The organism is Dermabacter hominis NBRC 106157 (genome assembly GCF_001570785.1).
Classification (GTDB): Bacteria; Actinomycetota; Actinomycetes; order Actinomycetales; family Dermabacteraceae; genus Dermabacter; species Dermabacter hominis.
This window is the reverse complement of record NZ_BCSI01000011.1, coordinates 46,071-56,900: the sequence shown is the minus strand read 5'-3', so window position 1 is coordinate 56,900 and position 10,830 is coordinate 46,071. Positions and strand designations below refer to the sequence as shown.

Here is a 10,830-nt window from a genome sequence, read left to right as displayed (position 1 = left end):
CCCCTCCTTTAGGCTCGAGTTGTCTCGAGAAAGAAAAGAGCCGGGTTTAAATGTCTCACCCCTCCTTTAGGCTCGAGTTGTCTCGAGAAAGAAAAGAGCCGGGTTTAAATGTCTCACCCCCTCTTTAGGCTCGAGGCATCACCACACAGAAGCCGCATCAAAACCCGGTCGAGAGAAAGGAAGGGGGCGCAATGACCAGCACAGTGTTGAACCGCGATGCCGCTACAGGCACTGCCGGTCCTGCCACGGGCACGAGCGGTACTGCCACAGGCACTGCCGGTCCTGCCACGGGCACCGCTGCTGTCGCGGCTGCATCGCACTCCTCTGCCACCGCTCCTCTCGATGATCTCGCGGCGCTCCGCGATCTCACCCAACTGGAGGCCCCTTCGCGTACTGACGTTCTGGATCTTCTTCTTTCTCGGTCGAAGGGGTGGCAGGCCGCGCTGATGGGCATGCTCGACGCCTTCCCCACCGCGCCCTCTCATTCTTCTGATACTCCAGGTGACGCGCACTCGGCTACGACTCCCGCGCGTGTTCTTGATGGGCAGGATTTGCTGACGCGTCTGGATGTGTTGGAGTCACTCACGCGGATCGCGGAACTGACTGAAGCGGTCAGAGCGCATATTCTTTGCGAGCTTGATGAGACCGACGGCATCGGCCACCTCAACGGCAAAGAGATCGCTGCAAGTACCGCTGATGTCTCCTCGCGCGTGAACTCTGATGAGTCGCCCACCACTCCTAACAACACCGAAAGCGTGCAGGAGCCTTCCCCCGCTACTGTCGGCACCGAGAACGTGGATGCTGCTGGTCTGGATCCGTCTGATGGCTTGGATTCGCTCAGTGATAAGGACCGCGCGCGAGTGTTTGCGGCGCGTCGTGCTCTCGCGCATGAGCTGTCGTTGATCCTCAAACAATCCCCCTACGCGACCAGTGTCGAGATTGCTCGCGCACGTATGCTCACGAAGAACCTGCCGATGCTCCTGGCGAACCTGGAGGCGGGCCGGATCTCGATCAATGAAACCCACGCGATCACGACCAGTCTGCGTGATGCCACAAGCACCCACGCCCAACAACTAGACCACCCAATCGCGCGAGAGTTGGAGCGTTCCCCACACGCCGGGAAAACACACTGGCGCGCCTTCACCAGCAGTGCCTTACTATCACTCGACCCGGCGACTGCGCTGGAGCGGGAAAAGAAAGCATTCACCAAACGCCGCCTCACCCTGAAAACCCTGCGCAACGGGATGAGTAGCCTCACCCTCACCATGCGCACCCTCGACGCCAAAAGAATCCACGACCTGCTCAACCACCACGCTGCCCGCGCCCACGCCATCCTCCACCAGCACGAGGTCACCACCGCCAAAAAAGAAGCCGACAACCACGCCCAGCACACCACCACCAAGCTCCACTCGCTTCTCGCAAACGGCGACTTCGACCTGAGCCACCTCACAAACACCCCACACGCCCCTGAAACCACCACCCGGTTCAACCACCAACACGGCACCACCCTCAACCGGGCCACACGCCCCACCTCACTTGCACAGTTTGAGCGGGAAGAAGTCGACAATGCCGCCCGCAGCAAAGCCAAAGACTTCCTCACAAAGCTCGAGCAGGAAAAACTCCGCCTCACAATCACGAACAACAGTGACGGTTCACCAGAGGTGAGCGTGGTGGCTCGTAGTGGGGCGTGGCGGCGCCATTACCAACCACCAGCACACACCACAAACAACCTCGCCATCGACACCCTCGTCGAAACACTCCTCAACATACGACCCGACCACCCCGCCACATACTTCGCACCCCCCACCAAAGCACCCGGCGTCACCCTAGACCCCTGGACACCACTACCCCACCCACACAACAACAACGAGAACAGGGAAACCAACAAGGCCGATCCACCACCCAACACCCCACAAACCAAAGAAGCCACACACAACACAGAAACCAAAACCGGCGCAACACAAGGAACCTCTTTGGGTGTTCGCGGATCAAGCCGTGCCCGCAGGTTCGAGATCGGGCTACTCGTCCCCGTCAACCCCGACGTCTCCAGCGGCTATATTCCCGAGGCTGGACCCATCACCGCCAAAACCGGCTTCGACTACCTCAACGAACTGTTCGACAACGACGTCCTCGTCAAATACAAGCGAATCTTCACAAGCGCTACGACCGGGGAAGTCCTCGCCATGGACTCCCGCTCCAGATTCTTCCCCAAAGCACTCGCTGAACTCGTTCGACTCAGGGACCGCACCTGCCGCGGCCCCTACTGCGACGCACCCATTACCACCATCGACCACATCCACCGCCACGCCCAAGGCGGCCCCACAGCCATCGAAAACGCCCAAGGCCTCTGCACCCGATGCAACCTCGCCAAAGAAGCCCTCACCGTCACCCACACCAACAGAAACCCACACCACTCCGACACAACAAACACAACCCACCCCGACACCACAACCACCACCTGGACCACCCCCACCGGCCGCACCTACACCGGCACCACCCCCAGATACGACAGCTAGGCAACCTGAACACCACGGGAAGAACGCTCGCGACAGATGCGAGAGTCTCGACAGATGCAAGAGTCTGAGGAAGCGGCCGCGCTGCCGAAAGCGGCACGCCGCCATTAGCGAGAGGACACCAGAGCCATTCGTGGAGATTGTCCGGGGGGCGAGAGGCGTCCCCTGCATTGGAGCGATGGGGCGCCTCAGTTCTGCCACGGGTCCCGGCCCGCGCACCTAGGATTGAGAGCGTGAGCACTAACGAACAGAAGAATGACCTTCGACAGGGCGCGGGCGAGCGTCGGAACGAAAACCTGGCTGCCACCGGCACCGACCCCAACACCAACAGTTCCGCCTCCACCGCTTACGCGACCCGGCGCCCGAGCCGCATGCTGTCGAGCGTGTGGGGGGATGAGCAGCACGCCGTCGAGGCCGCGCAGAAGTGGGCGCGCGAGCACACTGCGCTTGCCCATGACCCGAAGGCGACGGCACGCTCCGCAGCCGAGCTTGACGAAGCCGTCAAGGCGCTGGCCGGCGACATGATCACCGAAGAGGGCATCGGCGCCGATCGAGCCCTTGAGATCTACGAGAACATTCTCATCCCGGCGACCCGCGCCGCCGATGACCCCATGAACCTCGCCTACATTCCCGGTGCCCCCACGCGCGCGGCCGTTGCCTTCGACAACGTCGTGAGCGCCGCCAATGTGTTCGGTGGCGTGTGGGAGGCCGGCGCCGGCGCTATCTGGGCCGAGAACCAGGTGCTGCGGTGGCTCATGGACCTGCTCGGTTGGCCAGAGGGATCCGCTGGCGCCTTCGTCTCGGGAGGCACAAGCGGCAACCTTTCCGCGCTCGCGACGGCACGCGAGAAAGCCCGCGAAGAATGGGCCTCGAGTGGCGTGTTTATCGACGGTCGCCCCACGACGGGCTTCAAGGTCGCCTGCGCGAGCAGCGCCCACTCGTCGATCCGCAGCGCAGCGCGCCTGCTCGACGTCGAAGTCGTCACCGTCCCTGTGGACGAGCGCGGCCATTTGAGCGGCCCCAACCTCGCCCGCGCCCTCGACGAGAATCCGGGCGTCTTCGCGGTTGTTGCCTCGGGTGGCACCACGAACGCCGGAATCGTCGACGATATTCGCTCCGTCGTCGAAGTCGCGCACGCGCGCGGCGTGTGGGTGCACATCGACGGCGCCTACGGCGGCGCCGCCCTCGCGGCCCCGAGCGCACGCCCCCGCTTCGACGGGATCGAGGAAGCCGATTCCTTCATCGTTGACCCGCACAAGTGGCTGTTTGCCCCCTATGACTGCTGCGCACTCGTGTACCGGGACCCGAGCCCCGCCTACCGCGCGCACTCTCAGCACGCCGAATACCTGGACTCGATCGTGAGGTCCGACGCCAACCCGAGCGATCTCGCGGCCCACCTTTCGCGTCGCACGCGCGGCCTCCCGCTGTGGTACTCGCTGCTCACCCACGGCACAGCGAAGTATTCCGAGGCGATCGAAAAGTGCCTCTCCACTTCACGCGCGGTGCGTCGCGGCATCGACGATATCGAGCACCTCGAGATGGTGATCGAGCCCGAACTCAGCGTCCTCGTGTTCCGCCGCCCGGGTTGGACAAACGAGCAGTATCACGAGTGGTCGCAGCGCATGGCCCGCGACGGCGTGATCCTGTGCATCCCCACGAAGCACAGCGGCGAAACGGTGCTGCGGCTTGTGTTCGTGAACCCCGATACGGAAGCGGACCGCGTGGTCGCGGTTTTGCGCGACACGATGGCCTAACGCCCCTCTCAGCGCGAGTCCGCGAGCGCGAGACTCTCGAATTCGGTGAGCGCCGCTTCATCGGCATCGCCCGCTGCCCGAGCCCGGGCAATGCGGCGAAGCATCGCCTCTGCCTCGCGCGAGGCAGCCTGGTCTCGGCCGTCTTCTCGCATGCGAGTGAGCAGCCGGGCCCTTGATTGGAGCGCCGAAACGGTGGCATCGCGCCGCAACTCGGGTGTGCTGTCGAGGTCGTCGGCGACGCGTTCGGCGAGTGAGGCAGCCTCAGCGTGAGCGGCGGCCTCCGCCCACGTGCGCCCCGCCATGCTCAGCGCCTGTGCGCGGATCCGCTCGGCGTGCCACTGCCCCGCGAGGTCACGAGCGCGATCGGCAAGAATTTTCGCGCGGTTGACGGGGATGAGCGCTGCCTCCGGGTCGCCTTGGGCAAGCCGGGCAATCGCGATCGACGACCAGGCGTGAAAGCGCACGTGCACGGCGTGAACGCGGGAGGCGTTTTCCGCAACAGCAGCAAGCGGCGCTTCCACATCGTCAGTCATGCCCGCGACAAGCGCCGTGCGCACGAGAGTCAGCCCCAGCTCGACCACGACATCTGGAATGCTGGCAACGCCGCCGCCCCCTCGCGCGGCATCGCACCACGAAAACGCTTCCGCTGCGGCACCGTAGGCATCCGTCGGACCAAATGCGCGTGCCCGCCGACCCCCGCCTGCGCCGCCCGGATCCACTGCCGAGAGCGCAAAGCGCTGCAGCAAAGCGGCGCGAAGGTACTGGTCAGGGCCAGAAAACCCCGGGGCGGAAGCGGATCTTTCAAGGACGGCATGGCAGAGCGCTGCCGAAGGCGCCTCGGGCGCAGTCACGAGCTCGACCACGCGCCTTTCGAGAGAATCCGACGCTTGCCCCGCACACCACGCGTCCACGCGTGCACGCCGCTCGCGCGCGAAAGCTCGGCGATTTGCAACCGCAAAAAGCGGCGCGTGCCACGTGAAAAGCGAGCCGACATCATCCTCGTGCGCGGCTCGCTCTTTCATGGCCTCAGGCTATCAATCGAGAAATTTTACTTCTTGGCCTTGGCGATGATCGCTTTCACGAGGTCGGCTTTGAGCGTGCCGGGCTTTTCACCGTCGCCCATCCATTCCTCGCCATCGATGTACACGGTCGGGGTGCCAACCTGGCGTTCCTGGCCGACCTCTTCGATAGTCGCGACGTAGTCGCGGTACTTCTCGTCGAGAACTGCCTTCTTGACCTCTTCGCTCGCACCGGCTTTGACGGCAGCCTCGGCTACCTCGGCGGTATCGGGCGTGTGATCCTCAGGCGATTCCGGCTGGAGGGCGAACATCGCCTCGTTCATGTCCCAGAACAGCTTCGGATCCTCGACCCACGAGGCGACGACAGCGCTCGCCGTATCGTTCGAGAACGTGAGGCCCGTGGCCTTATCGAGCATCGGGCGCGGGTACACGCGGTAGTTGATGTAGCCCTTCTCGACGAGTTCGCGAATGTCCTTATCCTGCGCCTCGGCAAAGAGCTTGCAGTGAGGGCATCGGTAGTCAACGAGCAACTCGACGGCCGGCCCCTCGGAATCGGGGTTGAACTCGAGGTAGGGCTTCGATTCGTCGAACGGCACGCTAACGGCAGCGCTCTGCGTGGGCTCGGGCAGAGCGGGGGTGGCGTCGGAAGCGCCAGAATCCGACGCTTGCTTGCCTTCCTTGCTCCCGGAGTTTCCGCATGCGGCCAGGAGCACGGCAGCGGTTGCGCCTCCCGCGGCAAGCGCGGCGCGGCGGGTCGTGACAAGGCGGCTGAGGGCCGATTCGTGTGAAGTCTTGGGACTGGTCATGGAGCTATTGTGACGCCTTCCGTTGAAGAAGCCTCGGGACCCATGGGAACTGAGACGAAAATCGTGAAAAGTGTTCACGATGTGAGCGGCAGGCCACGGGCGGTGGAACACGGGCGCCGGACCTAGCCACCCTCGCCTCTCCTTTTCGAAAGTGGTGAAAAACGACCCCCAGCAGTCGAATTCTCGGGTCTAGAGGCGATTTTTCACCACTTTCAAGGCGCCCGGAGATGAAGGGGAAGATGCGGGGAGGGTGTCGGTTGCAGGAGAAGGTGCGGGACGCCATGGGCAGCGGGGAAACTGTGCGGCCCTAGAAATTAGTCAACGCGCGGCCGGTTCGACCACGTCACATGCGCGACAGAGCACCGAAGCTGTTCACGGCGATGATGATGCCGGCGATCGCGGCAATCCACAACAGTGTGACCTTGGCCTCGTATTCAAGACGGGGTTGCCAGCGCGTCAGGGTGCGGGTGATGGTGGGTCCCATGATGCGCGCCAGCACGCCAGCAATGAGTGCGGGCACGATCATGACGATACAGTACCCGGCCATGATGAGTGCCTTCACGGTAAAGGGCAAGTCGAAGGATTCGACGATGCCGACGGCGGCAAGGTAGGGCAGCATCGTGGCGGCTTCGATGACGCAAGCCCCCAGCGCAAGGCTCACCATCGCCTCTGGAGCGGATGCGATGGTCTGCAACTTGGTCATCTGCGGACTGTCGTCGCCGGTGTGATCGCGCTGTTTCGGGGTGGGGGCCAGAATGCCGTACGCGGCAAGGAGGATACCAATGATGAGCATGACAATGGTGAAACCTCTGCTCTTACTCGCTTCGGCCATGAAGGAGGAGAGTGCTGTGAACCCGAGCAGCAGCGCCATCCCGAGCCCAAAGTAGGCGATCAAGATCGTCAGCAAATACGTCCCAAACAGGCGAGGCTTCAGCCCACGCCAGACGATGATGAGCCCCAGTGGGATGACGAACGTGCCCACACTCAGCGAATCGACGAGGGCGAGCCCCACCAGTGAAAGGAGCGACATACAACTAACCTTCTCATACGAACGTATTACGTAGTACGATCGTATGAATAAGTCCCGCGTTTGTCAAGGAAACGAGCATCCACTATGAACATCACGCGCGATCACCACTTCAGCCATGCCGCTGCACACATCGCCGACGCCGCGCTCACCGTTCTCGTCCGCGACGGCTTCGATGCCCTCAGCGTCCGCACTGTCGCCGCACAGGCCAACGTCGCTCCCGGCACCGTGCAGTACCACATGGGTACCCGCGATGAACTCATCGCGAAAGCCTTCGTTCGGTCCATTCAGCGGCAGGTCCACCGCGCCGAGGAAGCGCGGCAACGCGCCACTCCAGCAACCTCCTTGGTCGAGGTGCTCGCTAAATTACTCCCCATCGGTCCGGAACAGCGCGAAGATGCGGCCACCTGGGTAATCATCGGCGCCGCCGCCTCAACGCGGGAGTGGCTCGCAGCGCTCTACACCACGGAGCTGAACTTCTTTCAGGAACAAACCGCGGCAGCCCTCGATGCCGTCGCGCGATCGGGTCAGTTGCGGGAGGGCATCACCCCGGTCCGCGGCGCCCGCATTGTCACCGCCCTCGTCAACGGGCTCACGCTCGACAGCCTGAACAACCCGAACGCAACTCGCAACGCCATCATCGCGGACCTCGAAGCGGGCCTGGCTCTGCTGCGCCGGTGACGCCCCATGAAACCTGCAGGGGCCGCCGTAACAGGTGGCGTTGGCCGGACCCGTTAGTTTTTGCACGGAAACAAACCAAACGGAGTCGAGCGCTTCTCAAGAAGGGCAACAACGCGCCGCTTCGATTTGGGTAAAGAGAACCCCCACCGGGTGTTTGTCCTGGTGGGGGTCGCTTTGTTTCAGTGGAGCTAAGGGGAATCGAACCCCTGACCTTTTCATTGCGAACGAAACGCTCTACCAACTGAGCTATAGCCCCTGAACCGGATCTACTTTACCGCACGAAGCAGCGCTCATCGAATCGAGGCCGTGACTTCCTCGTCACGTTTGGTGCGCCTGGCGCTCGAGCGCGCATCGACCGGCACCGTAGCATCGACGCGTGAGTTCTTCTGCCCCCACCGATTCGCCTCAGCCCCGAACCGATGCGCGCGCAATCCTTGCACTTGCGATTCCGGCCCTCGGCGCGCTCGTGGCCGAACCGTTGTTTATTCTCGTGGATTCGGCGTTCGTGGGACACGTCTCCACAGCGGCTCTCGCCGGCCTCTCGATCGCCTCGACGATCCTCACGACGGTCGTGGGTCTCGCAATTTTCCTCGCGTATTCCACGACCGCGGCGGTCGCGCGGGCCGTGGGCGCTGGGAACATGACCCGCGCCCTCACGAAGGGCATCGACGCTACGTGGCTCGCCGCCCTCATTGGCCTCGGGTGCGCGCTCGTTCTGGGCTTCGGTGCGGACGTCGTGATCGGGCTCTTCGGGCCGCGAGCGGAGGTCGCGCACGAGGCGGCCACCTACCTGCGCATTTCCGCTGCGGGCCTCCCTGCGATGCTCATGATCCAGGCGGCTCTCGGTCTCGTGCGCGGCCTTCAGGACACGCGCATCACGCTCATCATCGCGGGCGTGGGCGCGGTGCTTAATGTGCCCATCAACTGGGCGCTGATCTTCGGCCTTGATCTCGGTATTGCGGGCTCGGCGATCGGCACGCTCATCTGCCAGTGGGGCATGGCGGCGTGGTATATCGGGATCATTGTGCGCGGGGCCCGACGCCACTCGGTGAGCCTCGCCCCGAACTTTTCGGGCGTGAACTCGGCGTGGAAGGAAGGGCGCTGGCTGTTCATCCGCTCGGTCACCATGCGCGTCGTGCTCCTCACGGCCACGGCCATCGCGATCAAGCTCGGCGAGGTCACTCTCGCCGCGCATCAGCTTATGAACTCCGTTTTCTCCCTCACTGCGCTCGCCCTCGATTCCCTCGCGATCGCGGCGCAAGCTCTCACGGGCAAGCATCTCGGTGCGGGCGACCGCAAGAGCGTCGAGTCCGTGACGCGTACGCTCGTGCGCTGGTCTTTCGTCGGCGGGATCGCCGTCGCCGCCGTTCTTCTCCTCGCGTCATTCGTGCTCCCCCAGGTGTTCACGCCCGATCCCGCGGTGCAGCGCTCGCTCACGTGGGCGCTCGTCGTTCTGCTCATCGCGCAGCCGCTCGCCGGGTACGTTTTCGTGCTCGACGGGGTCTACATGGGCGCGGGCGACGCCCGCTACCTCGGGCTCGCCGGGCTCGTCACGATGGGTGCGTATCTCCCGTTTGCCCTGGGGCTCTGGTGGGTGTCCGACGCCGGCCTGCTTCCCGCCGATTCCCCGTTCGCACTGGCGCTCCTGTGGGCGATCTTCACCTTCGTGTTCCTGGCCTCGCGCGCCGCGACGCTCTGGTGGCGCGGCCGAAGTGACGCGTGGATGCACCTCGAAGAACACGAGAGCGCCGCAGCGTAGGCGAGCGTCGGAACTGACCTACGGGACGCTCGCCTGCACGAGCCGCCCCTGCCCCCGCACGGTGAGCGGGCCTTCGGCCGCGGCGATAAAGACGGCCTCGCCCCGCTCAAGCGTGTCCACTCCCGCCGACGTTTCGAGGGTGAGCGGCCCCTCGATGCACAACACGATGCGCGGGCCAGTGCCCACGAGCGTGCGAGCCACCGCGTCCCTGTTCGTCCCGCCCGCCTCGCTCGTGAACGTCGAGAGCTCGAAGTCGTCGATCGGCGCGAAGTAGGCGCTCGTGGCGTCGCTCAGGCGCTCTGGGGCGATGCGGATCGGCGGGGCTGCGGTCACGGAGACGCATTGGAGGAGTTCGTCGGCGTCGACCTTCTTGGGGGTGATACCGGCACGCAACACGTTGTCGCTTGAGGCCATGATTTCGACCGCGAAGCCGCTCAAATACGAATGCAGAGCGCCCGCGGGAACAAACATCGCTTCGCCCGGTTTGAGTGACACGGGGTTGAGCAGGAGCGTTGCGGCAACGCCGGGATCGCCCGGGTATTTCTCGTTGAGTAGCGCCACGGCTCGGTCAATGCGAGGGGAGGGCGAGCGGTGCGACTCGAGCCGCGCCGCACATTCGTTGGCAAGCACCGTGATCTCGGCCGGCTCCGGGCGCATGGCAGGGGCGACGAGCATGCGAAAAGCCGCGCGCATCCCGTGCGCGCTCGGCTGAGCTTCAAGCAAGGCGAGCATGCGTTTCGCGAGCGGCGCCTCGAGCCCCTCGAGAATCGAGGCGGCCTTGCGCGGGGTGCGGAATCCGCACAGTGCCTCGAAGGGTTCGAGGGCGAGGACCATTTCTGGTTTATGGTTCGCATCGCGGTAGTTGCGCTCGGGGGAATCCAGCGGGAGGCCCGCGGCGTTCTCCGCCGCGAAGCATTCGCGCGCATGCTCTCGCGTGGGGTGCACCTGGAGCGAGAGAGGCTCCGCGGGCGCGATGAGTTTCATCAGGTACGGCAGTGCACCGTCAAACGCACGCGCGACGGAATCGCCAAGCATCCCTTCGGGGTCGGCGCTGATCGCTTCGTTGAGCGCGAGATCGCTCGAGGCCACGGTGGCGGGAGCGAGCGGGTGGGCACCGAACCACAGTTCGGCCCACGGCTCGCCGTCGGCTGCCGTTCGAAGGAACTGTGGCAGAACGGTGGGCGAGCCCCACGCGTAGCGCTGGCGATGGCCGTGAATTCGCCGCATCTTCTGCCTTCCGCCGCCAAGGTGTTACGAGAATCAATCCTAAA

Annotated in this window: 8 protein-coding genes and 1 tRNA gene; 4 read left to right on the top strand and 5 right to left on the bottom strand. The window is 64.2% G+C overall.

Translation table 11 applies throughout. From position 1 onward, the window contains the following. Positions 1–206: 206 nt before the first annotated feature. Both DEHOM01_RS10015 and DEHOM01_RS08610 read left to right on the top strand, forming a co-directional pair. Complete coding sequence (locus DEHOM01_RS10015; protein WP_167346672.1) at positions 207–2,516, top strand: HNH endonuclease; 2,310 nt, start codon at positions 207–209, stop codon at positions 2,514–2,516. Positions 2,517–2,746: 230 nt separating this feature from the next. Beyond that, a complete protein-coding gene (locus tag DEHOM01_RS08610; protein ID WP_082738819.1) occupies positions 2,747–4,267 on the top strand; it encodes a pyridoxal phosphate-dependent decarboxylase family protein in 1,521 nt (506 codons plus the stop codon). A gap of 8 nt (positions 4,268–4,275) precedes the next feature. Here the strand turns inward: DEHOM01_RS08610 and DEHOM01_RS08605 are convergent, their stop codons facing one another. From DEHOM01_RS08605 to DEHOM01_RS08595, 3 genes are all read right to left on the bottom strand, one after another. Then, complete coding sequence (locus tag DEHOM01_RS08605) at positions 4,276–5,289, bottom strand: hypothetical protein (RefSeq protein WP_061212400.1); 1,014 nt, start codon at positions 5,287–5,289, stop codon at positions 4,276–4,278. Positions 5,290–5,315: 26 nt separating this feature from the next. After that, on the bottom strand, positions 5,316–6,092 hold the full coding sequence (locus DEHOM01_RS08600; protein WP_061212399.1) for a DsbA family protein: 777 nt from the start codon (positions 6,090–6,092) through the stop codon (positions 5,316–5,318). 343 nt (positions 6,093–6,435) lie between these two features. After that, positions 6,436–7,122 carry a GAP family protein gene (locus DEHOM01_RS08595; RefSeq protein ID WP_061212398.1) on the bottom strand — a complete coding sequence of 229 codons (687 nt, stop codon included), beginning with the start codon at positions 7,120–7,122 and terminating at the stop codon, positions 6,436–6,438. Between the two features lie 84 nt (positions 7,123–7,206). Between DEHOM01_RS08595 and DEHOM01_RS08590 the strand changes: the two genes are divergently transcribed. Continuing rightward, positions 7,207–7,800 carry a TetR/AcrR family transcriptional regulator gene (locus tag DEHOM01_RS08590; protein WP_061212397.1) on the top strand — a complete coding sequence of 198 codons (594 nt, stop codon included), beginning with the start codon at positions 7,207–7,209 and terminating at the stop codon, positions 7,798–7,800. 183 nt (positions 7,801–7,983) lie between these two features. Here the strand turns inward: DEHOM01_RS08590 and DEHOM01_RS08585 are convergent. Then, a tRNA-Ala gene (locus DEHOM01_RS08585) sits at positions 7,984–8,056 on the bottom strand. A 120-nt stretch (positions 8,057–8,176) separates the two neighbouring features. Here DEHOM01_RS08585 and DEHOM01_RS08580 point away from each other — a divergent pair. Then, the gene (locus DEHOM01_RS08580; protein ID WP_061212396.1) at positions 8,177–9,559 is read left to right on the top strand and encodes an MATE family efflux transporter; all 1,383 of its coding nucleotides are present in this window, start codon (positions 8,177–8,179) and stop codon (positions 9,557–9,559) included. Positions 9,560–9,577: 18 nt separating this feature from the next. On the opposite strand, the gene manA is transcribed toward DEHOM01_RS08580, so the two are convergent. Then, complete coding sequence (gene manA, locus DEHOM01_RS08575; RefSeq protein ID WP_061212395.1) at positions 9,578–10,786, bottom strand: mannose-6-phosphate isomerase, class I; 1,209 nt, start codon at positions 10,784–10,786, stop codon at positions 9,578–9,580. Positions 10,787–10,830: the final 44 nt, after the last annotated feature.